Raw genomic sequence first — 26,613 nt, 5'->3', positions numbered from 1 at the left:
GGGCCCGTTGATATCATCTGTTCTGATGGATCACAGGAGAGAATCGCCGCGTCTCGCGCACAGTGGGGCCGTCCCGACGACGTGACAACGGCCCGTCACCCTTCAGGTGCAGGGGCTAAGCAACCACGCATTCGGCCCGATCTCTTCCATGTCCCTTTTACCGACTGCAACGCCCCCTGGCTTGAAACACAGACGGCTCACCGTTTTTTTACCACATGAAGCCCCCCTTGGCAACGCCGGGCCCCTGAGGACGGGGGATGATCCCCTTTCCATTTTTTCCCTGATATGGTAAATGCACGGATTAAAGTGAAGACCATCGGTTTCACAAAAAAAGGCACCACGTCCGATGTCCCTGTAAACCCTACAAAAAAGCATCCGACAACTGCGGTGCCGCCCCTGGAAGAAAGGCAACATCGCACTTTATCTGCAAAGCGACCAAACATAAAAGGAATATCATGATATTAATCATCGATTTCGGCTCACAATTCAACCAGCTCATCGCACGCCGCGTCCGTGAGTTCAACGTGTACTGCCAGGTGGACGCCCCGACCGTCGCCACCCTGGATTACATCAAGGAACTCAAGCCCGAGGGCATCATCCTTTCCGGTGGTCCCTGCAGCATCTACGATGAAAACAGCCCCCAGGTAGACAGCGCCATCTTCGACCTGGGCATCCCGGTCCTGGGCATCTGCTACGGGATGCAGTTCATGGTCAGCACCCTGGGCGGCGAGGTCAAGCGCTCCGACAAGCGCGAGTACGGTTTTGCCGAGCTCTCCATCAAAGAGCCCTGCCGCATCTTCGAGGGGATCGAGTCCCCGACCCAGTGCTGGATGAGCCACGGAGACTCCATCACCCAGCTTCCCGAAGGTTTTGTGCCCACCGGCACCACCGACAACACCCCCTTTGCAGCGGCAGCCGACCCGGCCCGTAAATTCTACGGCCTGCAGTTCCACCCCGAAGTGGAGCACTCCCTCAAGGGCCGCGAGATGCTCTCCAACTTCCTCTTCGACGTCTGCAAGTGCGAGCGCACCTGGACCATGGAGAACGTTGTCAAATCCTCCGTGGAAGAGATCAAGGCCACCGTGGGCGACAAAAAGGTGATCCTGGGCCTCTCCGGCGGCGTGGACTCCACCGTTGCTGCCGTGCTGATCCACAAGGCCATCGGCAGGAACCTCACCTGCATCTTCGTGGACAACGGCCTCATGCGCCTCAACGAGCGTGAAAAGCTGGAAGAGTCCCTCACCGACAAGCTGGACCTGAACATCAAGTTCGTGGATGCCTCCGAGCGGTTCCTCACCGCCCTGGACGGCGTCTCCGACCCTGAGCAGAAGCGAAAGCTCATCGGCAACATCTTCATTGACGTCTTTGAAGACGAAGCCTCCAAGGTGGAAGGGGCCGAGTTCCTCGGCCAGGGCACCCTCTACCCGGATGTCATCGAGTCCCAGTCCGTGTTCGGCGGCGCCTCGGATGTCATCAAGTCCCACCACAACGTGGGCGGCCTCCCCGAGGACATGAAGCTCAAGCTCGTGGAGCCCCTGAAGTACCTCTTCAAGGACGAAGTCCGCGCCCTGGGCGAAGAGATGGGCATCCCCGACGACCTGGTCTGGCGCCAGCCCTTCCCCGGCCCCGGCCTGGGTATCCGCGTCCTGGGCGAGATCACCAAGAGACGCCTCGACATCCTGCGGGAAGCCGACGCCATCATCGTGGAAGAGATCAAAAAGGCCGGATTCTACAAGAAGGTCTGGCAGTCCTTTGCCGTTCTGCTCCCCATCAAGAGCGTGGGCGTCATGGGCGACCAGCGAACCTACGACTACACCGTGGCCATGCGTGCCGTCACCAGCAAGGACGCCATGACCGCCGACTGGGCACGCCTCCCCCACGACCTCTTGGCCCGCATCTCCAACCGGGTGATCAACGAAGTCAACGGGGTCAACCGCATGGTGTACGACATCACCTCCAAACCCCCAGGAACCATTGAATGGGAATAGGCCCGTATGGACAAGAAAAACGACGAACGGTTCGTGTTCGGGTCCGACAACAGGGATGAGCCGGTGAACTTCGGAGAACCCGAACGTTCCCGGCTGGACAGCCTCAACCTCAAGGTGACGCTCATCGCCGTCATCATGCCCTGCCTCATCGGCATCGTGATGATCTTCGGCTATGTGGACATGAACCGGAGGATGGCGGCGTTCAAAGACACCGGCTCCAAGGAGGTGCGCAGCGCCTCCAAGGACATGGAGCGCATGGTCTCCTCCCTCCAGGTCAAAAACGCCCGGCTTGAAAAACTCCTGGGCGAAGAACTGGGGGGCATCAAGACCCGGATCAGAACCCTGGAGAAAAAGGTCGGAAAAGCCCAGAAGGATGTTGACTTCATCGTGGCCACCCGGCTCACCAAGAAGCAGACCGAGACCCGCTTGGGCGCCCTTACCGGCCGACTGGATAAAAACGACAAGGCCCTGGCCCTGGCCCAGTCCGATGTGGACGAAGCCATCGACCGCACCCGGAAGCTGGAGAAGAAAAGCGCGGCCGACGCCAAAGGAATCACACGGCTCAAAGCCGACCTTGCCGCTGCCCGCAAAGAGCTCACCCAGCTCTCCGGCTCCTTGCCCTCCCTGGCGGAACTCGACAAGCGCCTGAAGAAGGAGCGCATCCTCCTTCAGGTCCGCATTGACGAGGTACGCACCGCCCTCGGTGCCCGCATGGACGCCCTTGAAAGGGAGAGCCACGCCACTCCGGAACCGGCAGCGCCGGTAGCTCCTCCTGCGGAGACACCCCCGCCCGCCTCACCGGCAGGCACCATCAGCGAGCAGGAGATCGGCGGCTGACCCGTCGTTTCCCGCCAGCCATACACCAACCCAAGGGGCCATGCCGCGGCATGGCCCCTTTTGCTTACAGGAGCCCATGACCTCCAGCGCCGAAGACATCGAACGGCTCTTTTCCGCATCGCGGGGTTACAACGCCCTGTTTCTCGCCGCCGGTGCCCTGGAAAATGCCTGCGAGGAAAGCCCGGAGAACCTGACGGAAGAAGGGGCCCGAATGCTCCTCGCCTGCCTGGCAGACCCCCGGTTCGAGAACCGGCGCACCGCCTACTTCTTCTACGAACGCCTGGCTCGTGTCCTCACAGACACCGCGTGGAAACTGGGCCCGGACCACCCCGTTGCCCGGCTGGCCCTGCATGGTGTCAGCACCCTGTGCGGTGAGGCATCGGGCCCCCGGCAGATGGCCGTCTGCACGGCCTGCCGCTGCCTTGCCCCCCGGGAGGCTGCCCTTCCTCCTGCCGGGCCATGCCCCGCCCCGGACCTTCGGTCCCTGGCCGAGGTGCTCAAAGGGGCGGGATTTCCCCCGAACACCGCGGCCCACCCTGCGGGGCGCAGCCTTCTCTTCCATCATCGCTCCCAGACCCTGGTCATCAAATGCGCCCGTCCCGGTGAAGACCCGGCAGGTCTGTCCGCCGAATGGTACTGGATGCGCGCCCTGGCCTCCATACTCCCCGCAGGATCCCACGTCCCCACCCCGGTGGGTCCTGCCCTCATGCGCATGACGGGGCTTCCCCCGGAAGCGGCATCGGATACGGCCATGGCCTTTCTCACCACACCGGCCTACTTCACCTACCCCAACGAGCCCACGGCCCCCATGGAGACGGAGCAAGCCACGGAGGTCCTTAAAGCAGCGGCGTTTCTCTTCGGGCACCTTGCCGCCCGGGGCATTCTCCACACCGCACCGGTCCCCCTCTTCCACAACCGCGTCCAGACCGATCGCAGGGACGACGAGGGAATCTACCTGTGGCAGAAGGGAGGACGGCTGGACCGCTGGCTCGCCTCCTGCCGGTTTCCCAACTTCGGCCTGTCCGGACTCAGGGATTTTGAGCACATGGAAACCGTGCCGGAGCTCTCCTTAAGCGACACCTACCGCACCATGGGGGACCAGATCCTGAGCCTCCTCCTGGTGGCGGGGAGCCATTTCCGAAGCAGGGAGGGCGAAGCAGGCCCCTCCCCTTCCCCCGGCCGCACCGATCACCGGTCTCTCTTTTCCCAGGACAAACTCACCGCCATGCTGGCGGCCATTGCAACAGGGTACTACAGGGGATATACGGGAAAGGATCAGGGTCACTTCTGTTCAACGGATGTCAAGGCCCTGGCCCGGCGAATGACAGACGAAATGGGGGAGGATCGCCACATGGAAGAGATCCTGCGGGCACGGGACCAGCAGACCATGACGGAGGAAGCTTTCAGGGATTTCTTGATGGAACGGGGCTACAGCGAGGAGGAGGCGCAATGCGTGCAAAAGGGGGTGGCCGACATGGTCCTTTTCACCGGCCCCCACCTGGGCCGATTCAACGGAAAAATATCCTGTCCTGAATTAATTGAGTTTACGGCCACCCTCGCATCCATTACAATAACCGACGGGTTTCTGGCAAAGGCACCATAAATAACCCGTCCCCAGGGTCTACAGAAACAAGGAGAGCCGGTTTTGCTCATCTACGATGATATCTATCGATGGAACGGCCCCCAAGGGGGATGCAGGGAGTGTGCGGGGCAGGACGGCCAAAGTTCCCCCTGCCTTATCACGTGCCGACTGCGCATCATCGACCTGGCCGCGGACACGCCCTATGCCATGCCCCTGAAGCGCCATGTGGTGCTTGCAGAAGACATCTCCGAGGGCCCGCGGCGCCGTATCTGCGCAGAAAGCCTGGGGCGTCACATTTTCCGCACCTTTGATCTGTGCATCCGGCGCACCCTGTGGATCGAGTGCGACCCCTTCCTCAAAGAGGCCTTCCACGCGGCCCATTTCACCCCCGCATACCACGACGGTGATGAGACCATCTACACCATCACCTGGCGTCCCCTTCTCCATGCCGAAAAAAACACGCTGAAATCCCACCTCGACACGTTCACAAGGCCCACCGACCCTGCAGGCAGCCCTACATAGCGGCCAGCTGACGGATGCCGTCGGCGATGAACTGAATGGCCAGGGCAGCCAGAAGCACGCCGAAAAGACGCTTGATAATGTCGTCGCCGGTCCCTCCGATGCACCGCATCACAGTACCTGCAAAGAGAAACGATACAAGGGTAATGGTGTTGATGATAAGGGCGGCTCCCACCACGGCGACCATCTCGGCGGTGCCTGTGGCGCCGGAAAAGAGCAGAATGGTAAGGGTCAGACACCCGGGGCCGGACAAAAGCGGGATGGACATGGGGTACACGCTGATGTCCGTCAGCCCCTGGATGCTCCCACTCTGCTGGTGAGAATCGGAGCCGGTGATCATGTGAAACGCCGTGTAAAACAAAAGGAGCCCCCCGGCAACGCGCAAGGACTCAATGCTGATACCCAGGCGGGTCAGGAGGACCTCCCCGAAAAAGCCAAAGGCCAGGATGATGCACGTGGAGACCGCAATGGACTTCACGGCCATGGTGCGGCTGTAGGAGCGGCCTTTCCCGTCGGTGAGGGCATAGAAAATAATGGCGGCCCCCAGGGGGTCGATGATGACAAAATACGATGTCAGGGCATGGAGAAACGTTTCAACGGGCATGGTTCGATTCCAGAAAAACGCATGATAAGGTGATAAAAGGCGACTTGCCGCAACAAGCCCCCACCCTGGCCGGAAAGGGTCCGGGGCAGGCTGTTGTGTCAACCGCCGTTGTTTTTTAAGGAATGCTTCAAAGAGGCAACCCCTGTTTTCTAACCCACCTGAAGAACAAAAGAAAGGAGTTTCCATACCGAGCTCGAAACCCAGCCGTCCGTTCCCGCGTCACCCGCCCGGCAACCCCTTGTATCTCTGGATGTTTCAGTAAGCCGCGTGGACGTTCGCCCCGTCGCGCCCCCGATTTTCCGGCCCCCTTTTGAAATAGGGTTGACATGACTTCTTTCCACGACTAAAAACGTAACGTCATCTATTTTTTAGGATACGTTCGCACTCTCGGGTTGCCCGCATGACGGTCCCGGCTCTGTTGACCCGTTTGTTGCCCGCCGACGGCACCATGGCTATGCATGGTTGCCGTTTTTCTGCTGTGGAAGGGATCGGTTACCGTTATTGTTGTAAGGAGTTGGTGGTTTCGCTATGTTTCAGAAAGCTATCGTCAGAAAACCCTGTAAAAATTTCGCCAAAGGCATCACCACGCAGACCCTGGGTGCCCCGAATTATGATACAATGCTTGCTCAGCACGCAGCCTATGTTCAGGCCCTGAAGGACCTGGGCCTTGCGGTGGAGGAGCTTGAGGCGGAAGAGGCCTACCCGGATGCCCACTTTGTGGAGGACACCGCCGTGGTTTTTCCCGAAGCAGCCGTCATCACCAACCCCGGAGCCGATGCGCGAAAAGGCGAAGAGGTCACCATCGAAAAGGCCCTGGCCGCCCACCGCACCCTTGAAAAGATCTCGGCCCCGGGCACCGTGGATGGCGGCGATATCCTCATGGTGGATCGCCATTTCTTCATCGGCGTCTCCGATCGAACCAATGAGGAGGGTGCCTCCCAGCTGGGCGACATCGTCAGCCGACACGGCTACACATGGACCCCCGTCCCCGTGGCCGCCGGGCTCCACTTCAAGTCCAGCGTCAACTACGTGGGAAAAAACACCCTGCTGGTCACCGAAGCCTTCAAGGACCGCAGCGAGCTCAAGGACTACACCCTCATCGTACTGGACCCGGAAGAAGAGTACGCAGGCAACACCCTTCTTATCAACGACACACTGATCATGCCCAAAGGCTTCCCCAAAACACGGGCAAAGCTCGAGGCGCTGGCGCTTCCCATTGTGGAGCTGGACACCAGCGAAACGCGGAAAATGGACGGCGGGCTGACCTGTCTGTCCCTTCGTTTTTAATGTTACCAGTCTTTTTTTGACGAGGAGGTCCCATGGACATCATCAAAAACCGATACAAAAGGGAAGCGGTGGAGGTGCACTGCCCGCAGTGCAAACGCAGCCAGATCATCTACCTTCCCGATGAAAAAATGCCGGACTGCCCCGTCTGTCGAAAAAAAATGATCATCAAAGAGGTCCTTACGGAAGGCAAGTATTGATCCAAAGGCCGTGCCTTGCACCCGCCTGACCGTAAGGGTTATGTGTTAACGGAGAGAACGAACTGGAGGATTATTCACCGATGAAGCTCAAACAGATGCTGATTGCGTCCCTGTGCCTGCTGGCATTTGCCGCCCAGGGATTCGCAGACGACATTGAACTGGCCAAGAAATCCACTCTGAACAAGATCCTGGAACGCAAAGAACTCCGCATCGGCCTTGACCCCGGCTACCAGCCCTTTGAGATGACCGACAAAAAGGGAAACATCGTCGGCTTCGACATTGACATCGCCAAGCTCCTGGCCAAGTCCCTGGGCGTCAAGCTCACCATCGTCAACACCGATTTCGACGGGATCATCCCCGCCCTGCTCACCGACAAGTTCGATGTCATCCTCAGCGGCATGACCATCACCCAGAGCCGCAACACCCAGATCAACTTCCCCGAGCCCTACATCGTGGTGGGTCAGGCCATTATCCTGAACAAGCGCCTCAAGGACAAGGTCCACTCCTATAAGGACCTGAACGATCCCAAGTACACCGTTGCCTCGCGCATCGGCACCACCGGCGAGATGGCCACCAAGCGCATGATCCCCAAGGCCAAATACAAGTCCTTTGACAAGGAAGCCGACGGCGCCATGGACGTGGTCAACGGCCAGTCCGACGCCTTTGTCTACGATCTGCCCTTTGGCGTCGTGTTCATGGCCCAGCACGGAGAAGGCAAAGCGATCCTCCTGGACGAGCCCTTCACCTACGAGCCCCTGGGCATGGGCATCCGCAAAGGCGACCCCGATTTCCTCAACTTTTTGAACAACTTCGTTCGCCAGATCAAGGCAGACGGCACCTACGACCGTCTCCACCACAAGTGGATCACGAGCACCAAGTGGTTTAAAAATATGTAATCGGACCCCGACGGTTTTCCGCACACAGTCACCCCGGCAGCCTTGAGCTTCCGGGGTGATTTGTTGCGTGGCCGTCTTGTGTTTCCACCGATTCACCCTCTTTAAGATCCGAACCGACGCCCTTCGGCAACCGGTTCGGGCACGACCCCTCCCGCAGCCTTCAGGCAAACCGACACATGCCGGCCGCGGACAAAGGAGCAGGACATGTCACTTTACCCGGGTCTGGATGCGCCGCGACCCAAGGCGTACAAAACCCTCTGGACAAGCATCTTTTTCGTCGCCCTCATCCTCGGCATGGCCGGCCTGTATGTGGCCACCAAGTCGGTGGACTACGTGTGGCGCTGGTACCAGGTGCCGGACTATTTTGTGTATCAGGAAGAGGTGGAGACCTTAAGCGAAATCGACGGCCTCGTGGCCCAGATCGAGACCGAGGGCAAGACCACCCGCGTCACGGTGAGAGGTGTCGGCGAGGCCGAGACCTACACCCTTCCCACCAGCAGCCTCCTTGCGACGGAAGGCGACTACATCTACGCCGGCGACCCCCTGGGCATGGAAAAAAAGTGGCAGACGGGCCTTCTCCTCTACGGGCTCTGGATCACCCTCAAGGCGAGCTTCTACGCCATCATCCTGGCCATGGTCATCGGCATTGTCACCGGCCTGATGCGCATCTCGGACAACCCGGCCCTCAAATGGTCCGCCATCACTTATATTGAACTGGTTCGAGGCTCCCCCTTGCTGGTTCAGCTGATGATCTGGTATTTTGTCATCGGCACCCTGGTCAACCGAATCCTCATGGACCTGGGCATAGCCAAGATCCCCACCCTCTGGTTCGGGATCCTGTCCCTGGCCATCTTCACCGGCGCCTACACCGCAGAGATCGTCCGTGCGGGGATTCAGTCCGTGCAGGTGGGCCAGATGGAGGCGGCCCGGTCCCTCGGCATGAGCTACGCCGAGGCCATGCGCAAGGTGATCATGCCCCAGGCCATCAACCGGATTTTACCGGCCCTGGCCGGGCAGTTCATCAGCCTCATCAAAGACTCCTCTCTGCTGGGGGTCATTTCCGTCCGTGAGCTGACCAAAATCACCCGTGAGGTGGTCACCTCGTCTCTGCAACCCTTTGAACTCTGGATCGTCTGTGCGGCCCTTTACCTGGTCCTCACCTTCGGTTTCTCCCTGCTTGTCCAGAAACTTGAAAAAAGAGCGGTGTAATCATGATACGTGCACAACATGTGAATAAATATTTTTATGCGCCCCACAAAATCCACGCCCTGAAGGACGCCTCCCTTGAGGTGGCCCCCGGAGAAGTGGTGGTCATCATCGGCCCGTCGGGCTCCGGGAAGAGCACCTTCCTCCGGTGCCTGAACCGACTGGAGTATGCCGACAGCGGCTCCATCACCATCGACGGCGACGACGTCCTCGACCCCAAGGCCAACATCAACGCCATCCGGGCCGAAGCGGGCATGGTGTTCCAGTCCTTCAACCTGTTTCCCCACAAAACCGTGCTGGAAAACCTCACCATGGCCCAGATGAGCGTCAGAAAGCGCTCCAAGGCCGAGGCCGAAGAAAAGGGGATGATGCTCCTTAAAAAAGTGGGCATCGAGGAAAAATCCCAGGTCTACCCCAACCAGCTCTCCGGCGGCCAGCAGCAGCGCGTGGCCATTGCCCGATCCCTGGCCATGGACCCCAAGGTCATCCTCTTTGACGAACCCACCAGCGCCCTGGACCCGGAGATGGTTGGCGAGGTACTGGACGTCATGAAAGGCCTTGCCAAGGAAGGCATGACCATGGTGGTGGTTACCCATGAAATGGGCTTTGCCCGGGAGGTGGCCGACCGGGTCATCTTTATGGACGGCGGATGCGTCATCGAAGAGGGCACCCCCGAGGAGTTCTTCTCCAACCCCAAAAGCGAGCGCACACAGACCTTTCTCAACCAGATCCTTTAGCCCGGATTTTCATGTGTGTCTGTGAGCCCGGTGCATTCCGGATAAGCGCACCCGGCCCATAAAATATCCGGTTTAGCGCATCGCGGTTTTCGAGCCCCCGATACCCAAAAAGCGGCCCACCCTCCACAGGGTGGCCGCTTTTTTTATGCCCGCACACCGGCACCGCGTATTTTAGATTGTGCCGCGTCCCCATATTGCCCTACTATAAAGCATGCCATTGGCCCGGATATTCTAAAAAAATCCCGCCTGACCTCCGATGCCACCGGAGGCCAAGCGTCAGCGACACAGGCTGCCGCCCCGCGCAGCCCGACGCCATGACAACCCAACCAAAGAATCAAACCATGAGCCTCTTTATCCTTTTTCTTATCGTCTCCATCTCCGTGTTCATCTGGTTCGGAGGGATCCGATTCTTCAACCAGCTCCCCCTGCCGGTATTCATCCGCTTTCTTCTCTGGCTGAGCCTTTTCTACGCCCTCTTCTTTTCCCCCCTGCTTTTTTACCTGCGAACCTTGGGGCAGAAAGGCCCCTTGTTCGACGCCATGGCCTGGGTGGGCTATCTCCTCATGGGCACCTACTCCATCCTGATCTGCGGAGTGATGGCTCGGGACCTGGTGGGTGCCTTTGTCTCCCTTCTTCCCTTTGGCTCCACAAAAGGCCACGCGGCCATGGCCCTGCCCTTTGCCCCTGACCGCCGGGGCTTTCTCATTAACGGCATCAACCTGGCCATCGCAGGAAGCACCGCAACCCTTGCCGGCCTGGCCCTTAAAGGAGGGCTCAAAGCCCCGGAGGTGGTCACCGTCACCCACCCTGCGGTGCAGCCCGGTCTCAAGGGACTTCGCATCGTCCAGATCAGCGACCTCCACGTCAGCCACACCATCCGCCGCAGCATGGTGGAACGGGTGGTCAGCCAGATCTCTGCCCTGTCACCGGATATGGTGGTCTTCACAGGGGATCTCGTGGACGGGTCCGTAGCCATGCTCAGGGATGATGTCGCCCCCCTGGCGGACCTTGCCCCTCCCATGGGTAAATACTTCATCACCGGCAACCATGAGTACTACTCCGGGGTGCGCCCCTGGCTCGACGAAGTCGCACGGCTGGGTTTCACCACGCTCCTCAACAGCCACCTGACCCTGGACTACAAGGGTACTCCCCTGGTCCTTGCGGGGGTTACGGACTACCACGCAGGCCGCCTGGTGCCCGAACACGCCTCCAGCCCGAAGGAGGCTCTGTCCGGTGCCCCCGACGAGGCCTACCGGATCCTTTTGGCTCATCAGCCCCTCTCCTTCACCGAGGCCAAGGCCCAGAACTGCCACCTCACCCTCAGCGGCCACACCCATGGCGGGCAGTACCTGCCCTACACCTGGGTGATCCACACGGTCCAGCCGTGGGTGGCAGGACTCTACGAAGAAGACGGCCACCGCCTCTACATCAATCGCGGCACGGGCTTCTGGGGCCCCCCTTTTCGCCTCGGCTCCCCGTCCGAAATCACCCTCCACCTCTTTTCGTAATCCCCTGTGTTCCAGATAGTGAACGCCCCCATATTCGCCATAGGGGAAAGATAGTCCCGGGTGTGGTATAGTGAACAAAACCAGAGCGGTACCACCACCCCCATCACCGGACCGATCTTCCCCCACATGCGGTTACGCCCCCTCGAAGCCCCCACCATTGGCGTCATTCCCCTTCTGTCACCCCCATGCCTTAAAAAAAAGCCCCATTTTCTCCCCCTTGGTACGGAACGTGAAATACCTGTAAGCAACACCTCAGGTCACAAAGCCAGCATTCAGCCGATGCCCCTTTCACCTCTTCTCCGCGTGCAGTGACGGCCTGACACACCAAACCATGCAACAGCCTGACCAAGGCACGGGAGAAGCCCCATGAAAAAACCTCCGTTAACCATTCTGGCCCTTATTGCCGTCGGTGCTCTTCTTGTTGCCGGCAACGTCCAGGCAGACCCCCAACGCCTCTCCGAGGGATCCATGGCTGACATCTCCGGCGCAAGGGGCATCCACTCCGAGCATGCCCTCGCTCACCTTGCCGAACGCAACACCGAGGTCAACCGGGAGATCCTGAGGCGTAACAACACCACCGAATACCCGGTGGAAAACTCCCACGAACGCCTCACCGAGTTCGCCAACTTCGAGGCAGGAAAGGCATCCGGCCAGACCATCAGCCAGCTTTTCGATGAGGCCACGCCCGGGCGGCTTCCCCAGTTTTTCATCGACGAAGCCCTGAAAATCACCAACCCCTGAGCCTTCCCGACTCCCAACGTACGGCAAGCATCCCGCCAGCCGGGTTCCAACGGGCCCGTGCCGCTCACCACCCCAACCGCAGCGGCACCCCGAGGGCCCGGAACACTACCGGTACGGGTTTAATCCGGCGGGCCCCCGAGTCAACGGGGCCCCCCGGATCGGCCCGCCATGGAGAAAAAAATGACACCTGCAATAAAAAAATTAGCTTATACGTTACTGATGATTGGCAGTCTGTTGTTTACCTCCCCTTATGCCCTTGCAGAGCTCAAAGGCATGACAGACCGGGAGATGATGGCAATAACCGCCCAGAGCGGTATTGCCACCCTTCAGGGAGAAAGGGCAACGGAAGAGCAACGCCGCGAAGAGAAGAACCGGCAGGACGCCATCCAGGTCCTTTCGACCCTCAATGCCATGGTGCCCTCCGATGTGCTCAGGGAGATCCGGGACATGAACCACACGGTGCAGCAGCCCCACCTTATCCACCGTGAATTCCAGACGGTCAGCCAGGACCTTCTCATGATGCCTGCGGCAGCGGCCACAGTCATCACCATCCCGGCCGGCATCGCAACCGGCGGCTTCTTTTTCTGATCCCCCATAAACCAAAAACGGCCGACGTCATCAGACGTCGGCCGTTTTTTTGTTTTTAACGAAATCACATGTCAGGGCATGGCTCAGGAAGCGCGTCGCCCCTGGGGTCGGCGACCGCCGCCACGGTTGGTCCGACGCGCGCCGCGCCAGGCCGAGTCCCCTCCACCCTGCATCTCCACGAACAGGCGCTGCCCGTCCAGGGTCGCCCCTTTCATGGCATGGAACACGTGACGGGCCAGCCCGCCTTCCACCTCAAAATAAGAGGCGTCCTTGCCGATGTCGATGCGTCCGATCTGGCGGGATGAAATACCGGCACGTTCGCACACCAGGCGAATGACCGCGCCCTGGTTGATACGGTTGTTGGCCCCTTTGTTGAAGGTAATGCGCTGCATGCCTGAAGAGCGGGAGTCGCCGTAGGATCGGTTCCCACGGTCCTGACGGGGACGACGGGGCTGCGCACCGCGGTCGTTGATGTCCTCCGCCCCTTTGTAGGCTGCGGCCACGCTGTTGAACCGCTCGGCCACGATCTGATTGATCAGCTCTTCTTTGCTCAACCCCTCAAGGGATTCGTAAACAGAAGGCAGGTACTCGCCCACGGCGTCGTAATCCACCTCAACAGCCTTGAGCTTCTCCACCATATCGGCCAGCTTGAGCTTGCAGATGGCCTCCCCTTCGGGCACCTTGCACGCCTTGAAGCGAATCCCGCACCGTGCGGCCACAAGGCCGAGTTTGCGGTGATCGCGCCAGCTCATGATCACAAGGGACTTTCCGGAACGACCCGCACGGGCCGTTCGCCCGCTGCGGTGAGTATAGGCCGCCACCTCATCGGGGAGGCCGAAGTGGATCACGTGGGAGATCCCTTCCACATCGATCCCGCGGGCGGCAACGTCTGTTGCCACGAGGAGCTTGAGGCGACGGTTCCTGAAACGCTGCATCACCACATCGCGCTGCTGCTGGGAGAGGTCCCCGTGGAGAGCGTCGGCATCGTAGCCGGCCTCAAGAAGGGATTCTGCCACCTGCCGGGTTTCATGGCGGGTGCGGCAGAAGACCACCCCGTAAATATCCGGGTAGCCATCAATGATGCGCTTCAGGGCCACGAGCTGTGCGCCGGGACGAACCACGTAGTTTTCGTGGTCGATGCGTGCCGAGGCGCTGTTTTTCTTGCCCACGGTCACCTCCACCGGATCGGTCATGAAGCCACGGGCAATGGCCGCGACCCCCTTGGGCATGGTGGCGGAAAAAAGCCAGGTTGCCGAAGAGTCCGGGGTCTCCTTGAGGATGTCGTCGATGGCCTCTTTAAAGCCCATGTTGAGCATCTCGTCTGCTTCGTCCAGAACCACATTGGTCACATTGGAGAGATCCACCACGCCGCGTCCCATGAGGTCCAGAAGACGACCCGGGGTAGCCACAACGATCTGGGATCCGCGTTTGACCTGACGGATCTGAAGGGCAATGGAGGACCCGCCGTAGATGGAGGCGATCTGGAGTGAGGGGATGTTCGTTGCAAAGGCAAGAAAATCCCGGGAAATCTGGATGCAGAGTTCACGGGTGGGACAAAGCACAACGGCCTGGATACGGCGGTTGTCCGTCTGGATACGGTTGATCAGGGGAAGGCCGAAGGCCGCGGTCTTGCCGGTTCCTGTCTGGGCAAGGGCCACAAGGTCCCCTGTGTTCTCTCGCAGGGTGTCCAGGGCTTTTTCCTGAATGGGGGTGGGCTCGGTGAACCCAAGGGCGGCTACGGCGTCAACCAGTTCCTGACGCAATCCAAACTCATCAAAACAAAGGGACATAATATTCGCTTGCTCTCTTTCATCACGCACGGGCGTGGTGGTGGTTGTTGTCGCAAACCGTCACCGAATCCACTGATATCTTCCCTTTCTCGCACCGGCACCGCAGTGCATCACAAGGCACAAGAGACATCAAACCCAGGACGTGTCGCGAACATATTTTTCTTAACGGCCTTCCCTGAAGGCCGCAAGCCCCGAACAGGGCATACAAAAAGGGCGGCACACAGGCTCTGGATCAGCCCGGTGGATCGCCCGAACATATCAACTAAAAACGGTTTTCATAACCATGCGGTGCAGTCGCGGAGAAAGGTGCGGTTCTACACCAGAAGCGCCATGGCCTCCGGGAGCGGCAGAACACCGTTTCCGGGCCAGGGCATGAGCCGCGCCAGTTCGTCTCGAACCACCCCGAGAATAAAATTCCTGAAGGGGGTGTTGTCGACTTCGGCGTTTGCCTCCCGGGCCAGAAAGGCCCTTCGGCACTGCTCCTTGTCCACGGCGTGCCACGCTCGGCACACCAGGGGCCGTACCGGGTAAACCCGGCAGACGTTTTCATGAAGGAAAATACAAGGCGTCTGATCCCAGACAGCGACGCGCTCGTCCAGGGAGCGGCCCTTGGTGAGGTCCAGGTTGCGGGCAATCCGCTCCAGGGTGTCGTCGCGCTCGGCCGCCTGGAAATGGGTATCCATCCAGTCACGCAGCCATTCCGCTTCGGGCCGGGACACGGGGACCTGGGCATGACAGCACCAGCCGCATCCTTTCCGGCAATCCGAGGCTCCTTCAAGCCCCTGATCCGCCTCCACCTTTGCCACCATGTATTCGCCCATCTCACAGCCGACAGCTGCAAGACGAGGGCCTGCTTCCTCCTGCGGGCACTCTTCGGCAACACGCACCAGCACCTCGCGGACCGCAGCGTCCCATGCACCTTCAGCCATGGTTTTCACCTTTTCAAGTAAGGGATAAACCTGGCCCAAAGGCACTCAACACCATGTTGGATCCAACTTGAGAAGGACTTTATAAAAGGGCGGGAACGTTCAGGTATGAGGTCGCCTTGATATAAGGACATCTCCCAAAGGAGTCAGGTACGGACGGGAGCATCGGTCATTAACGGCAGGATGTCAACTTATTTCTTTGTTTGTCTCCAGGTAAATACCCGCCCGCGAAAAAAAGTTCCCTCCCCCCACCGGAGTCCGGCGCCCATGGAAAACATTTTTTAAGGTGGATTCAGGAAGTTAATTGTGATATGTATGGACTCGTTTGACATAGACACCCGGCAACAGGGCGCCTTGGGATTTACGACAACGCCTGTGACTGTCTAATGCGTTGACAGCAATCCCGGCAACACCCCCTGCGGCGTGCCACGTTTTTTCTGTAAGGAGTTTGATTGCATGAGCCTTGAAAAAGTGTCGATCCTGATCGTAACGGCCTTAACGGTTTTCATCGCGTCCTGCGGTGGAACCACCATGAAATCCGGGTCCTCCTACGCCTCGCGCGAAATGGGCCACAACACAGCAATGAAAACAACCCGGGCATGCGAACAGATGCCCGAGCGAATCTACGAAAAAGAGGGCTGGAAGCTCGTTGTCTACGTCACCAACAAAGGCACACGAAGCCAGGGCATCCACGGAGACCTCTTTCATAACGGCTCTCCCGTTTCAGGCAAAAAGGGAGAAACCCTCACAACCCCCCTCGGAGAACTCTACTACCACGGCTCTGAAATGGAGAGGGCCAACCTTTGGGATACCACCGGCTGGACCATCACCGGCCAATCCGGCTTCTTTAATCTCTCCAGCCCGCCATCCGACCCAGAAGGCGAAGAGCAGGCCTCTCGCCCCCTGGAGTACGGCATCGGTTAATAAAAATACGAATTACGCCCGATACGTCGGTATGCGCATGGAAACCCGCTGCAAATAGTCGCGGGTTTCTTTGTGGGGCAATTTCCGGACAAGCACCTTGTAGACCTTTTCGGGCGGCATGCTGTTGATCTTCTTTGCCGCCTTCTCGATGTTCGTGGTGCCGATAAAGGCCCGCGCCACGTTGCCCGCCCCGGTGTTGTATGCCGCAATCACGCAATACAGACGGCTTTCCGGGTTCTTGACGGACACCAGGTAGCGATCGTTTAAAATATAGAGATACGCCACGCCCATGGCGATGTTGTTCCGTCCGTTGTAAAGGTACGACGGCGAGAGCACCACATCTTTGCCAAGGACCACTTTGGAGGCGTCCCGACCGGCACTTTTGGGCACGATCTGCATGAGCCCGTAAGCCGGCACATAAGAACGCGCCATGGGATTGAACGCACTCTCCGTCTCCATGACCGCCAGCACAAGGGCGGGGTCCACACCGCGCTTGGCGGCCTGCCTCTTCACGTCAGACAGATAGGCCCTGGCCTTGACAGCCCGCCCCGTGGACGGAATCTTCACTTCCAGGGTTACCACATTGGCCCCGGCCTGTTTGGGGGCTTTCTTCACGGCCGTTGTGGCCGTTCCCATCAACCCGGCCATGGACGCATCGATCTCCTTGTCGGAGGGGCGAAGCTTCCCCGTCACCATGTCGGCCACGATGGGATGATTCCCCACCTCGGCCCCCTTCAGTTGCGAGGAGGTCACCTGCTTTTTCAGCTTCTTCTCCACCCCTGTGGTAAACTGATCGGCCTTGTACGCCCCCTTGGCGCTTTGGTTCATCAGGTCCTTCAAGTGCCCCTCAAGGACCTTCTCCGGTTTCTTTTCCGATGCGGGGACCACCGCGCTGACCTTGATGACCCCTTTTTCATAGTCCACGACCTTCTTCACCTTGAAATCGGAGGAGTAGCCCACGTAGGTTTTTTTCGTGGAGACCTCGGGCACGCCCCAGACCTTGAGGATCTTGCTCCGATACGATGCAAACTCCTCATCAATGATGGTTTTGTAAGCCGCGAACTCATCGTCGATGCCCGTTTTGTAGCGCTCAAAATCCGCTTCATCGGATTTAAAGGCTGCAAACTCACTCTGGGCGTCTGCCATCCCTTCGGCCCATGCCGAGGCCGTCACCCCACAGATAAGGGCAACACAAAGGGCCAAGGCAGCCCCCCGCAGGGCGGCTGCACACCGTACATTCATTTTGAAACCACCCATACAAACAGCTCCTCGGTTACAGGGTCCTTCCAGGATGCCCTGACAACAGCCGTCACCGTCTGGTTGTCGACAGTCTGGAAACTCCAGCTCTCCATGCTGGTACTCGTTCCGGCCCTGGTGCCGGTTGTGCCCACCAGAGACACGTTGCTGATGGTTGTCCCCTTCTGCATGGCAATTTCATCAAGGGCACGCCGAATGGCCTGCTTCCTCTGGGCACTGTAGCCGTTAAGGTGAGGACGGCAACTGCCCACACCGGCCATCGTCCCGCCATCCGACGGATTCAGGATCCATGCCGGGGGATGTGTGGCAGGTGCCGTTGCACCGGTGCATCCCCCCAAAACCAACAGACAAGCCATCATACCCACAAGCACATATACTCGTTTCACACCGCATCCTCCCATGTGATGCACGTCCGCCCACGTGTCCGGACGATCCATATTTTGCCCGAGCATTCGGACCCCCACCCCGCATCACAAAACAAAACACCGCGCCCGTGAACAGGTATCACACACGCGGCAAAAAAAATCCGAAGGACTCACCCCAAGGCACGCCATGATTCGTCCTTAGTCGGTGCTCACCGGTGTTCGATTCCAGCCGGCGTGTCACACGAGCCCTCCTCCCCCCTCTATCACATCCACCCAAGGAGGGAGGGCTTTGGCAACCCTCCCCCCGTCGTGGAATCATCCGATCAGCAGCACCCGAAGGTGACTACATGCTGCCGAACTCTTTTTCGATCTCTTTGTCCAGCTCTTCGTGGCCTTTTTTGGCCTGGAACTTCTGCCAGAGGGCCTTGTCGTTCTTGTAGCTGGTCACGGCTGCCTGCTTCATGGCGTCGGCAACACCTGCAACGGCTTCGGGCTGAAGAGCCACAAGCACGTAGATCTCCTCATTGGCCTTGTCCAGGTGAACGTTCTTGATCTGGCTTCCGGTGAGGTCCACCTTGGCCACCTGCTTGGATACGTTGGTGAACACCTTGTCCACGGTGGTGTCGTCGCCGACGCCGGTGGTTTCGGTGAAGTTCTTGATCATGTTCTTCACCTTGACGTTGATGCTGCGAGCGATCTCGTCACGGGCATTGGAGGTTGCCTCAAGCTTGGCAAAGCTCATCCCTGCAGGGCCGATCTTTGCGGAACCCACAGCGCTGATCCCGCCTTCAGGGGGCATCAGGACCCAAGAGGGAAGATCGCTGGGCGCAACCTGGGGGCTGCTCTGGCAACCGGTCATCACAAATGCACAACATACCACCAGCAGTACCGCTGTCCATACTCGTTTCATCGTCTCATTCTCCTTTGTGTAATTGATGGGGCAGTCCGGTATCATTTTCGAGACCACCTCCTTTTCACGGCATCCTTGACCAGGGTCATAGCTGTAACGCGGAAGTCGGTTACTGCCAGTTCCGGATTTTCACCACATCGGGATTCCGTCGTTTGTATTTAGGCATCGCCATACCGGCCGATGCGTTGATATACGTCGGGTCACAAACGATATACTTCCTGTTGTTCATCACCACGTAATCTCCGGGGACGTTGTCGTTGAACCGAACCGCCGTTGCCACATGGCCGGGGTAATTGAGCCCCACCACGTCAAGCTTGAGGATCCGGCGCACGAGGTAAGCAAAAAGAAAGGATCGGTCCTCGCAATCCGAATAGGGATACCAGATGGTCTCCTCGGGAAGCATGTACTTTTCATGGCCGAGCTGTTCATCATCGGTTTTGTAGGCGAAGGCCTTCTGGGAAAAGCCCAGGAGGTAATCCACCGCCTCCTTCTCGCTCTTGCCCTCAAGTTTTTCCTTCAATTCCCTGACCATGGAGTAGTTCAGTTCATCGGAGGTCAGGGCATCAAAGTAAATCTTGATGTTGGTCTGGGGATAGTACCGGTAGTAGTCTACCAGGCTCTTGTTGTACGAGACCTTAACGGACTGGGGTTCTCCTCCGTACTCAAAACGAAGCTCCTTTTCCGTGATCTCTGGCTTCAGGGCCGGCACCTTGAGGAGCCGGTAATCCATCAGGCGATCAGCCTTGGGATACTTGCCCTTGTATGTATAAAGCTTCCCCAGCTTTTCCCTGCTGCCGTCAAAGGTCACGGCGTAGTACCGGGTGCCCTGGAGGGTAAGATACGACACGCTGTAAAGGGTGTTTCGCGACGGAAGCAACAGATAGACCCGATCATCGGAATACCCCACCCGGGCGTCGTACCCGCTCTTGACGGACATAAACCAGGTGAACAGGTTGGCCAGGTCCCGGTCGTTGCCATGCACGGCCAGGCCGCAGGTAAAAAGAAAATTATGGTAGCCCCAGTCATTGAGACCGAGGTCGCCGGACATATCCTGGGCCTGGGACAAAAAGGTCTCAAACTGCGACGACTGACTCATGACTTCCCAGTAGGCTGCGATGGCCGGTTTGAGCGGAGGCGCAAGGGGCGCCTCGGGAAAAGAGAACTTGCCGCGGAACAGGTGGTTTGCACCGAAAAAAGAGACGGAAAGCCCAACAGGGATCATCTCGGGCTCTACGCCGGAGGGTTCGTCAAAGGGTGAGGGCTCTTCCGGAACCTCAAGAACGTCCGGTTCGGGCACGGGTACCACCACAACAGGGGGCTCTGCCGGGGCCGGTGTAACGCCCTCTTCCCCGTCCTCACCGGGAACAGCAACGGGCTCGGGGGGCAGAGACGGCGGCAAGGCAGGAAGCACGATCTCCCCCACAGGCGTGGCAGGTTCAGGGGGTGTTTGTACCCCCTCCTCTTCGCCCTCGGTCAGAGGGGCCGGTGGCTTGGCCACGGGGATGGCCGACGGCTTGGGGATACTGTCCCTGACAACCCCGCGAGAGGCATCGAACTCCGCCCACTGGGCCTTGAGAAAATTGACGAATTCTGCATCCCGCTCATCGCGATACTGGGCAAAGCTGCCCATCTCACTTTTGGCAAAATCTTCGAATTCGTCGGCCGAAAGCGGCATTGCTATCAGCAACGCCAGTGCGACGAGACAACCGGTGCGTATGCGTATGTTAAATGAAGCCATAATATGAAAGTCTCCGTGTATGGAAGATGGCAGGAGCCATGGTGTTTTCTTCATTGTCTGTTTTTAAAAAATACATGAACACGCCCCTGTTTTCAATGGCCTTTCGCGCTGCCTGTCGGCCCGCACTGCGGGCATGACAGCCTTGCCACTTACCCATATATTTACCACAGGAATCCGGTGAGGGGTTGTGAGTGGGATCACAGGGCCAAAAGATATCTCGACCCTTTGTTCCCACGGGTTTCGCTGCGCCGGGGAAGGCAGGACGCAGTGCCCGGAAAGGGCACCCCCGGCAAACGGACGGAATGCATCACGCAGCGGCTTTCGGGGGCTGCTTTTTCCATCGGGAGTGCATCCAGATCCACTGCCTGGGATGACGGCGAATCATGGACTCGTATACATTGGAACAGGTCTGGGTGTTCACCTGAGCATCGACGTAAGGCTCATCGGTGTGTTGAAGAGAAAGGGGCGACTGACACTCAATGGTATAGGTATAGTCGTCATTGAGACGAATAAACACGGGAACAATGGGAATATCATGCTCAACCGCCATCATGGCGGGGATCACCGCGGTGTGGGCAGGCTTGCCGAAAAAATCCACAAAGACCCCTTTCACCTTGGTGTCCAGGTCAAACAACATGCCGTACACACAGCCGTTATTCAGACCGTCAAGCATGGTCTTCAAGGCATTTCCCCGTGCGGTATTGGAATAACCGGCCCCGTTGCGGTATCCCACGATAATGGCATCGAGTCTCGGATCATAGGAGCGTTTGGCGATGACGCGCAAGGGAATCCCCTTTTGTACCAGCCAGGTCCCCATGAGCTCCCAGTTGCCGAAGTGTCCGGTCTGGAGCAGGACCCCGTTGCCCTTGGCCACGGCATCGGTAAGATAATGAAAATTCTCAACCTTCACAATACGATCCAGCCCCTGACGTACCAGGTTCGGCAATCGCACGGCGTCTGCGACACACACGGAAAGGTTGTCGAATACGCCCTTGGACAGGCGGATAATCTCCTTTCGGGACATCTCACTTCCGAAGGCACGTGTTAAATGACGAAGACTCTTCTTTCGTTCATGGACAGCAAGGTACCAGGCAAGACGCCCGACACCCCGCATCAACAGGATAGAGGCACGCCGGTTAAGCGTCCGAAGCAGAGTGATGAGAGCCAAAATGGCGTAGTAGATGATATCATTCTTGATCTTTTTCACGAAACGCTTGTTCATTAAATCGTCCAAACCATGCTGAAAATCCTAAAAAAACAATGCCGCACGCGGCACCGGGTCGTTGCCGTTGACGCAACGATCCATGTCGGACACAGGCATATCACAGCCGACTGGTCAAGGAAACTCCCTTTGTATGGTCCCTGCAACCAGGTGTTCAAAGGTCAGCGTCCTTGGCATGGCCAGACTTCGAAAATAGAGCACCCCCGCTGTTTTCTCTCCGGGCGAAAGCTTGCCCTGAAACCCGGTTTCCATGACGTTGTTATATTTCAAGCTCTTACCGTTCCGGGTCTTGAGGGTAAAAAAGTCCGGATTGATATACAGGATTTCATCGCTTGTGTTGCGAAGCCAGATGGTGATTTTTCGTTGCTTCTTATAAAGGCTTTTTCCCAGGCCTTCATCACGAAGGGCCATCTGAAGGCTTCCGTTGCCTTTGTAATAAAGAAGGTCTGCGTGGATCACTTTGGCTCGAAGCTCTTTGAATGCCCGGTTTTTGGGGTAAAACCCCACAGCCTTTTCTATAAGGGAGACAGCCTCTGCACTCTTTGCCGCATCGTTCTTCCGGCTCTGGTAAAGCCGAAAGGCCTTGTCATGGCACTGCCCTGCCAGGCGTTTTTTGTAAAATTCCTGTTTGGACCTGTAAAATGTGTTGGAGGGTGCCAGCGCAACGAGACGGGAAAAGAGCGTGTAATTGGTTTCAAACTTCCAGGCCGGAACCGCCAGCACCCTGGCGTAGGTCTCCTTCTCTTCCAGGTACCGTTTCAAGGGTTCAAGCTCTGCCTGAAGGGGCTCGATATCAAATCGATCCAAAACGGCCCGGGCCTCGTCAAACTTTTCCGAATCGGCAAAGGCTCGCACCTCTGCACCGATGGCCGCACGGTTCCCGGTAAACTCATCCACCAGGGCGGCTTCAAGCTTCACCCGTGAGCGCTGTGCCCACTCAGACTTAAGAAAAACGCCCCCCTTCCATGCAAAGGGCAGAGCGACAAGAAGCAGAACCACCCCCAGGGCCAGCCCGTACCATTTCGGTGGAACGGCCTTCATCCGGGTGCCTATTCCCCCAAGCCCTTTCAGGGCGGACTCGCTTTTTCCCGACAAGTCAACGTCCCTCCAGGCGGCCTTCACCTTTTCTCCGGTGGACCTGGACTCGGGCTTTGCATCGGGCACATAAGGAGAGTACCCCGCCCCCGTATCAAGGGGCGCCTCCCCCAGGTCATCAAGAACAGGTACCGTGGAACCGGACAAGTCCGATGACTCAGCACCGCCTTTTCCGTCCATCCCTTTTAGCTTGCTGAATATGACCCCGCACCGCACACACTCGATGGCCTTCCTGGCGTTTCGAAAGCCGCACTGAGGACACAAGAACACGTCTGAATAAAAATCCGAAGGGATGCTCTCCATCTCAAGGGATGTTTCAAGGGGACCCGAGTCGCCGGGTTCTGAAACCGCAGGGGTCTCCTCTTCCCGAGCCATGACAAGGGGCCCTTCTTCGGGTTCGTCTATGCCCAGCTCCCGCCGCAGCTCTTCCTGCTGAAGGCGATAGCGCTCCATGGCCTCCTTGCTGCGCTGTTTTTCGATGGCAATGGACTCAGCAGAGAGGGCCATGTCCGATCCGCAGGCAATGCACTCCACATCCTCCGGGTCATTCAGATATCCGCATACCGGGCATTTCATCCCATTTGTAGAACTCGACATAGTCACCTGTGGGGTACCGAGGAGTATAGATTAAGGACTTGTAATGGTAACGGTCAGCTTGTCAAAACAAGCTAAACGTACAACAACTGGCCCCATAGCGCAACCGAGATGGCCCTGAGGCCCGACCCCAACCCGGCCGTCGCGTCCACCCGCCCTTCGGACATCATGCCTGCTTGTGCAGCAAAAACTCACAGCCCTTTTCGGTGCACTTGCAAACCGAGACGGCTCCCCCTTGAAATTATCTATTTTAATAGAGTAAATATATATTCACGAGGTTGGGTCACACATTCCCCGGACAGACCACGCATCAAAACACCTGATAAACGGTAGAGCAGATAGAAAAAACACTTTATAAAGAGCCCTCTACTGACCGTAACCATTTTAGCTATCGGATTTTGTAAAATATGAACGTTCATGTTGTCACATATTCTTCAGAGTGGAAAACCTGGTTCGAAGACTTGTCATCTAAGCTATCGTATGCCCTTCGGGACATCTCATGTCGCATTGAGCATGTCGGGAGCACCTCTGTCGAAGGATTAGACGCCAAACCAATCATAGACATTGATATTATCTTAAATGATTTCGATCGTTTTGAGTCTGCAAAGAAAGCACTTGAAGGAATCGGTTATTACCATAGAGGGAATTTAGGCCTCGAGGGGCGGGAAATGTTTCAAATCAGCAACCCGATACATCCCCACAACGCATATGTATGTGCCCCTCATGCGTTAGCAGTCAAAAATCACCTTATTTTCAGAGACCACCTGAGAGGTCACCCTGAAGCTGCCAAAAGGTATGCACAACTCAAACATAAACTTGCCGAAAAGTACCCCAATAATGTAGATGCCTATTGCGAAGCAAAAACGGAATTTATCTCAAGCATTCTGTCTCAATATGATTTTTCCTTTAATGAAATATATGCAATAAAAAAAGCAAACGAAATAGAGTAGCCGGGGCTTCCCCCCTGCCTCCACGCAATCCGGATCAATATGGCACTCACATCGGATGTATACCGTGCGCCCCACAAAGGCACCCAGATCATAACAACTTTTTTTAACATTCAAATCAGCCACACCGGCGAGGTCTAAACTGACTTTCTACACCACGCCCGTCTTCGACACCCACTGGGTGAAGCATACATACGTCATGTACCGCATCATCGCACCAGGCAAAAAGCAGGGAGACATAAAATTGACGACGACAACACTCGAACCGGCAAATATCAATGATGCCGAAGCCCTCAAAGCCCTGAGTGTGGAGGCGTTCACAACTGACTATGATCAGTACGGTTCTTACCCACCGGGGATTGAGTCGTTGGCCTGGCATCAATCAGAGATTAAAAAAGGTCATTATTACAAAATTCTATTAAACGGCGACCTTGTTGGTGGCATCTGCGTGATTCCATCGGATGGTAAGCGAATCGAAATAAAGTACTTTTTCATCCGTGGGGAATATCAAGACAGACGAATTGGCTCGACGACCTTAGGACTAATCGAAAAACAGTATAGCAACGCAGCAGAATGGGTACTGTCAACACCTTACAAATCGTTTCGAAACCATCATTTTTATGAGAAAAACGGCTATACCAAAACGGGCGAATCCCAGCCAATCCCCAACAATCCGTTCAGGCTTTTTGAGTACAGAAAAATAATCGAGAAGACAGAATGACGGCACCAGGCCTGCACATTTGACTTTTTTAATCTGCCACATATATGGTGGCAGGAAAACGAATTTGCCCGACATAGAGGGCGTGCCTTATGAGGCAAAACAGGATCATGCCAGTGTTCTCCAAAAGCAGTGCCGACGTTTTTTCAGTGCTCAACATCAGTGGGATATGACCAATGCCTGACATCCAATTCATCCCTTTAGAGGAAAACGATATCGATGGCCTGACAGGCCCCATGACAAGGGCCTTTGAGAACGATGCCAAGATTTATGACGGTATCGAAAAAGGCGGTCCCCCGGGCTATAACGATGGGTCGTTCCTTCAAAAATGGGCCATTGATGATCCAAAATCAATCGCCTATAAAATCGTCCTTGACGACAAAAGCGTTGGCGCCTTTATTATTTGGTGGGTTGAGCAAGGCATGAGCATTCTGGGCGCACTTTTCATCGACCCCTGTTTTCACAACATACAGATCGGACGGAAAGCCTGGAACTTCATTGAAACAAGGTATCCATCAAAATGCTGGAGACTTGAAACGCCCACCTGGGCCACAAGAAACCATTACTTTTACGAAAAGGTGTGTGGCTTTCAAAAAACTGAAATCAACCATGAACAACAAATTTTTGTCAAAAAGAGGGAACCGACAATTATGCCGACTGGGTCTTTGCCTTAAACCGATAGACTCGCGCAATGAATTTCAACCCACCGCCGGGTATGACGTGCCCTGAGCCAACAGCATACGGAGCCTGACATGAAAAAAGCAGTCATTATCATCCTTATCGGCTTGGGTGCTTACGGGGCTTTTACTCGGTTCAATACCCCTTTCTCCATCAACCCCCTCTTTTCCCTCTTCACATCCGAGGTGTCTTCAAGCGATGAAGCCCTTCAGAGAGCATTTGATGAGAAGCTCAGCGGTATCCAGGTCGGTGGCTCGGGTAAAGTGATCACCATGCTGCCCGACGACACCAAGGGGAGCAGGCACCAACGCTTTATTGTCCGGCTTGATTCCGGCCAAACACTCCTGATTGCCCACAACATTGACCTTGCCCCACGCATTGACGCGCTCCGGGTCGGCGACCACATCAATTTCTACGGTCAGTACGAGTGGAACGCCAAAGGGGGCGTTGTTCACTGGACGCATCATGACCCCAGCGGGCGTCATGAAGACGGCTGGTTGAACCATGGAGGCAAACTGTACCGGTGAGCCTGATACCTGGAACAACCCAGCCAGGGTTACCCTTCGCTCCGCATCCCGCCAAATGACTTCATCCAGGCCAGCCTTGTCTTAAGTTAGTACTTATGTTAAATCGTTTTCTGGCCGGTAGTATTCCCTCTTAAAGGACGTATCGACGAAGATCTTGCCTGTGCCGGGCATACAAGCCTGCGGGTACCAGCGTCGGCAGTGACGAATGTGTCGTAATGATTTGGGGAGAGAG

Annotated in this window: 26 protein-coding genes; 17 read left to right on the top strand and 9 right to left on the bottom strand. The window is 57.1% G+C overall.

What is annotated here, in order from left to right; translation table 11 throughout:
- Window positions 1-455 precede the first annotated feature (455 nt).
- From guaA to ACOYW0_RS22765, 4 genes are all read left to right on the top strand, one after another.
- Window positions 456-1,988 carry a glutamine-hydrolyzing GMP synthase gene (gene guaA / locus ACOYW0_RS22780; protein ID WP_482416036.1) on the top strand — a complete coding sequence of 511 codons (1,533 nt, stop codon included), beginning with the start codon at window positions 456-458 and terminating at the stop codon, window positions 1,986-1,988.
- 6 nt (window positions 1,989-1,994) lie between these two features.
- Complete coding sequence (locus ACOYW0_RS22775) at window positions 1,995-2,825, top strand: hypothetical protein (RefSeq protein WP_482416035.1); 831 nt, start codon at window positions 1,995-1,997, stop codon at window positions 2,823-2,825.
- Between the two features lie 76 nt (window positions 2,826-2,901).
- Window positions 2,902-4,428, top strand: a complete 1,527-nt coding sequence (locus ACOYW0_RS22770) for a SidJ-related pseudokinase (RefSeq protein ID WP_482416034.1) — start codon at window positions 2,902-2,904, stop codon at window positions 4,426-4,428.
- 42 nt (window positions 4,429-4,470) lie between these two features.
- Window positions 4,471-4,929 carry a hypothetical protein gene (locus ACOYW0_RS22765; protein ID WP_482416033.1) on the top strand — a complete coding sequence of 153 codons (459 nt, stop codon included), beginning with the start codon at window positions 4,471-4,473 and terminating at the stop codon, window positions 4,927-4,929.
- Here the strand turns inward: ACOYW0_RS22765 and ACOYW0_RS22760 are convergent.
- Window positions 4,922-5,530, bottom strand: coding sequence for a MarC family protein (locus ACOYW0_RS22760; RefSeq protein WP_482416032.1), 609 nt, complete (start codon window positions 5,528-5,530; stop codon window positions 4,922-4,924). The two genes, ACOYW0_RS22765 and ACOYW0_RS22760, sit on opposite strands and share 8 nt — an antisense overlap.
- A gap of 528 nt (window positions 5,531-6,058) precedes the next feature.
- Between ACOYW0_RS22760 and ACOYW0_RS22755 the strand changes: the two genes are divergently transcribed.
- From ACOYW0_RS22755 to ACOYW0_RS22720, 8 genes are all read left to right on the top strand, one after another.
- On the top strand, window positions 6,059-6,817 hold the full coding sequence (locus ACOYW0_RS22755) for a dimethylarginine dimethylaminohydrolase family protein (RefSeq protein WP_482416031.1): 759 nt from the start codon (window positions 6,059-6,061) through the stop codon (window positions 6,815-6,817).
- 32 nt (window positions 6,818-6,849) lie between these two features.
- Window positions 6,850-7,014 (top strand): hypothetical protein, encoded by a 165-nt coding sequence (locus tag ACOYW0_RS22750; RefSeq protein ID WP_482416030.1) that lies wholly within the window; start codon window positions 6,850-6,852, stop codon window positions 7,012-7,014.
- A gap of 80 nt (window positions 7,015-7,094) precedes the next feature.
- The gene (locus tag ACOYW0_RS22745; RefSeq protein WP_180141662.1) at window positions 7,095-7,910 is read left to right on the top strand and encodes a transporter substrate-binding domain-containing protein; all 816 of its coding nucleotides are present in this window, start codon (window positions 7,095-7,097) and stop codon (window positions 7,908-7,910) included.
- Window positions 7,911-8,114: 204 nt separating this feature from the next.
- Window positions 8,115-9,119 carry an amino acid ABC transporter permease gene (locus tag ACOYW0_RS22740; protein WP_482416029.1) on the top strand — a complete coding sequence of 335 codons (1,005 nt, stop codon included), beginning with the start codon at window positions 8,115-8,117 and terminating at the stop codon, window positions 9,117-9,119.
- Window positions 9,120-9,121: 2 nt separating this feature from the next.
- A complete protein-coding gene (locus ACOYW0_RS22735) occupies window positions 9,122-9,853 on the top strand; it encodes an amino acid ABC transporter ATP-binding protein (protein ID WP_180141666.1) in 732 nt (243 codons plus the stop codon).
- Between the two features lie 341 nt (window positions 9,854-10,194).
- Window positions 10,195-11,361, top strand: a complete 1,167-nt coding sequence (locus tag ACOYW0_RS22730) for a metallophosphoesterase (RefSeq protein ID WP_482416028.1) — start codon at window positions 10,195-10,197, stop codon at window positions 11,359-11,361.
- A 366-nt stretch (window positions 11,362-11,727) separates the two neighbouring features.
- A complete protein-coding gene (locus tag ACOYW0_RS22725; RefSeq protein ID WP_482416027.1) occupies window positions 11,728-12,102 on the top strand; it encodes a hypothetical protein in 375 nt (124 codons plus the stop codon).
- A 180-nt stretch (window positions 12,103-12,282) separates the two neighbouring features.
- Window positions 12,283-12,690, top strand: coding sequence for a hypothetical protein (locus ACOYW0_RS22720; protein ID WP_482416026.1), 408 nt, complete (start codon window positions 12,283-12,285; stop codon window positions 12,688-12,690).
- An 83-nt stretch (window positions 12,691-12,773) separates the two neighbouring features.
- On the opposite strand, the gene ACOYW0_RS22715 is transcribed toward ACOYW0_RS22720, so the two are convergent.
- Window positions 12,774-14,453 (bottom strand): DEAD/DEAH box helicase, encoded by a 1,680-nt coding sequence (locus ACOYW0_RS22715; RefSeq protein WP_482416025.1) that lies wholly within the window; start codon window positions 14,451-14,453, stop codon window positions 12,774-12,776.
- Window positions 14,454-14,794: 341 nt separating this feature from the next.
- Window positions 14,795-15,409: a YkgJ family cysteine cluster protein gene (locus ACOYW0_RS22710; RefSeq protein WP_482416024.1), complete on the bottom strand. Its 615-nt coding sequence runs from the start codon at window positions 15,407-15,409 to the stop codon at window positions 14,795-14,797.
- Window positions 15,410-15,862: 453 nt separating this feature from the next.
- Here ACOYW0_RS22710 and ACOYW0_RS22705 point away from each other — a divergent pair, with 453 nt between their 5' ends.
- Window positions 15,863-16,330: a hypothetical protein gene (locus ACOYW0_RS22705; protein ID WP_482416023.1), complete on the top strand. Its 468-nt coding sequence runs from the start codon at window positions 15,863-15,865 to the stop codon at window positions 16,328-16,330.
- 12 nt (window positions 16,331-16,342) lie between these two features.
- Here ACOYW0_RS22705 and ACOYW0_RS22700 read toward each other — a convergent pair whose 3' ends face one another.
- The 6 genes from ACOYW0_RS22700 to ACOYW0_RS22675 all read right to left on the bottom strand — a co-directional run bounded on the left by ACOYW0_RS22700 (window position 16,343) and on the right by ACOYW0_RS22675 (window position 23,493).
- On the bottom strand, window positions 16,343-17,572 hold the full coding sequence (locus tag ACOYW0_RS22700; protein ID WP_482416022.1) for a transglycosylase SLT domain-containing protein: 1,230 nt from the start codon (window positions 17,570-17,572) through the stop codon (window positions 16,343-16,345).
- Window positions 17,569-17,973: a hypothetical protein gene (locus tag ACOYW0_RS22695; RefSeq protein ID WP_482416021.1), complete on the bottom strand. Its 405-nt coding sequence runs from the start codon at window positions 17,971-17,973 to the stop codon at window positions 17,569-17,571. The genes ACOYW0_RS22700 and ACOYW0_RS22695 overlap by 4 nt, the downstream gene beginning before the upstream one ends.
- 322 nt (window positions 17,974-18,295) lie before the next feature.
- A complete protein-coding gene (locus ACOYW0_RS22690; RefSeq protein WP_482416020.1) occupies window positions 18,296-18,862 on the bottom strand; it encodes an LPP20 family lipoprotein in 567 nt (188 codons plus the stop codon).
- Between the two features lie 109 nt (window positions 18,863-18,971).
- Entirely contained in the window at window positions 18,972-20,600 is a 1,629-nt protein-coding gene (locus ACOYW0_RS22685; protein WP_482416019.1) for a hypothetical protein, read from the bottom strand.
- A gap of 307 nt (window positions 20,601-20,907) precedes the next feature.
- Window positions 20,908-21,822 carry a lysophospholipid acyltransferase family protein gene (locus tag ACOYW0_RS22680; protein ID WP_482416018.1) on the bottom strand — a complete coding sequence of 305 codons (915 nt, stop codon included), beginning with the start codon at window positions 21,820-21,822 and terminating at the stop codon, window positions 20,908-20,910.
- A gap of 114 nt (window positions 21,823-21,936) precedes the next feature.
- A complete protein-coding gene (locus ACOYW0_RS22675) occupies window positions 21,937-23,493 on the bottom strand; it encodes a zinc finger protein (protein ID WP_482416017.1) in 1,557 nt (518 codons plus the stop codon).
- A 425-nt stretch (window positions 23,494-23,918) separates the two neighbouring features.
- On the opposite strand from ACOYW0_RS22675, the gene ACOYW0_RS22670 reads away from it, so the two are divergent.
- The 4 genes from ACOYW0_RS22670 to ACOYW0_RS22655 all read left to right on the top strand — a co-directional run bounded on the left by ACOYW0_RS22670 (window position 23,919) and on the right by ACOYW0_RS22655 (window position 26,381).
- Window positions 23,919-24,461: a GrpB family protein gene (locus ACOYW0_RS22670; protein WP_482416016.1), complete on the top strand. Its 543-nt coding sequence runs from the start codon at window positions 23,919-23,921 to the stop codon at window positions 24,459-24,461.
- 196 nt (window positions 24,462-24,657) lie between these two features.
- Window positions 24,658-25,179 (top strand): GNAT family N-acetyltransferase, encoded by a 522-nt coding sequence (locus ACOYW0_RS22665; RefSeq protein ID WP_482416015.1) that lies wholly within the window; start codon window positions 24,658-24,660, stop codon window positions 25,177-25,179.
- A 173-nt stretch (window positions 25,180-25,352) separates the two neighbouring features.
- Window positions 25,353-25,850, top strand: coding sequence for a GNAT family N-acetyltransferase (locus ACOYW0_RS22660; RefSeq protein ID WP_482416014.1), 498 nt, complete (start codon window positions 25,353-25,355; stop codon window positions 25,848-25,850).
- Between the two features lie 78 nt (window positions 25,851-25,928).
- Complete coding sequence (locus ACOYW0_RS22655) at window positions 25,929-26,381, top strand: DUF3465 domain-containing protein (RefSeq protein WP_482416013.1); 453 nt, start codon at window positions 25,929-25,931, stop codon at window positions 26,379-26,381.
- Window positions 26,382-26,613: the final 232 nt, after the last annotated feature.

Source organism: Desulfoluna sp. HI9BLuna (genome assembly GCF_056829775.1).
Note: the sequence above shows the minus strand (reverse complement) of the source record. Positions and strands in the feature narration are given on the sequence as shown.